Annotated in this window: 1 protein-coding gene; it reads right to left on the bottom strand. The window is 65.8% G+C overall.

The window, feature by feature from the left end; all coding sequences use genetic code 11:
- Positions 1 to 32: 32 nt before the first annotated feature.
- On the bottom strand, positions 33 to 1,508 hold the full coding sequence (locus Q1J79_RS00135; RefSeq protein ID WP_300295077.1) for a TrkH family potassium uptake protein: 1,476 nt from the start codon (positions 1,506 to 1,508) through the stop codon (positions 33 to 35).
- Positions 1,509 to 1,586: the final 78 nt, after the last annotated feature.

The following is a 1,586-nucleotide window of genomic DNA, read 5'->3' on the forward strand; positions in this document are numbered from 1 at the left end:
AACGCCGGCGATTGTCCAGCGGTTCCGGCGGCTCAGTGGCGCCAGAACGAGCGGCTGAACGGGATCAGCAGGATCAGGATTTCCAGCCGGCCGGCCAGCATGCCGAACGACATCAGCCATTTCACTTCCGTCGGCACGCCCTGGAAGGTGCAGCAGGGGCCGGTATTGGGCCCGAGGCCGGGGCCGTTATTGCCCAGGGCGGTGACGGCGGCGCCAAGGCTTTCGCGGAAATCGAGGCCGAAGAATCCGATGGCGAGAGTCAGCGCGATCAGCAGCAGCAGGTACATGAAGATATAGGTGGCGACGCCGGCGCGCACGGAATCGGGAATGCTCTCGCCGTTGAAGGTGACGCGGAAGGTGCCATGCGGGAAGATCTGGCGGTGCAGCTGGGCGCGCAGCAGCTTCAGCATGGCGAAGATGCGGAACACCTTGATGCCGCCGACGGTCGAGCCGGTGCAGCCGCCGATCAGCATCAGCAGCAGGGCCACCACCTCGGCGAAGCCGCCCCAGGCCGAGAAATCGTGGCTGGTGAAGCCCGTGGTGGTGATGGTGGAGACGGTGACGAACATCGACTGGCGCAGCGCGATCCAGAATGGCACGTCCTGCTCGATCATGCGCCACAGCACCAGCAGCAGGGCGGCACCGGCGATGATGCCGAGGAACAGCCGCACCTGGTCGTCGCGCAGCAGCCGGCCGGGCTGGCCATAGGCGGCGACGATGTAGAGGCCAAACGGCATGGCGCCCAGCGTCATGAACAGGATGGCGATCCATTCGATGGTGGCGCTCTCGAAATAGCCGATGCTGGCATCGTGGCTGGAATAGCCGCCGGTGGCCAAAGCCGTCATGGCATGGCCGATGGCGTCGAAGCCGGTCATGCCGGCGAACCAGAAGCACAGGGCGCAGATGCAGGTGAGCACGGTGTAGATGATGCCGATCTGGCTCACCACCTCGGTGATGCGCGGCACGAACTTGGTCGAGTTGGGCGACAGATCAAGGCTGAACAGCTGCAGGCCGCCGATGCGCAGGAAGGGTAGCGCCAGCACGGCGATGGTGACCACGCCGAAGCCGCCGATCCACTGCAGCAGGAAACGCCACAGCAGCAGGCCGCGCGGCAGGACGTCGAGGCCGATGATCACGGTGGAGCCGGTATTGGTCAGGCCCGAAACAGATTCGAATACCGCATCGGCCAGCGGCAGCTGCAGCTCCGACAGCATGAAGGGCAGGGCGGCGACCAGGCTGACGGTGATCCAGGTGACCGGCAGCAGCAGCAGGGTTTCCTTCAGGTTGATCTGCTGGGCGCGGTTATAGGTGGCGATGGCGATGCCGGCGCCGACGAACAGCGTGCCGGCGGCGCAGATCAGGAAGACCGCGTAATCCTCGTGCCCGTCGGCCACGTCGATCAGCAGCGGCGCCAGCATGGCGACGCCGAAGCAGCAGCTCACCGCGCCGACAAAAAACAGGATCGGCGCCAGGTGGACGGCGGTGTCGTCGCGGCGGGATGAAATCACGGGGCTGCTCCTCGGCGCGGAGTGTCGTCGGGGCCGGCAGTGGAATCAAGAGACATCCGGCTATTCCCTGGCGCCGCC

Origin of the sequence: Ferrovibrio sp., assembly GCF_029255545.1 — a bacterium.
Taxonomy (GTDB): domain Bacteria; phylum Pseudomonadota; class Alphaproteobacteria; order Ferrovibrionales; family Ferrovibrionaceae; genus Ferrovibrio.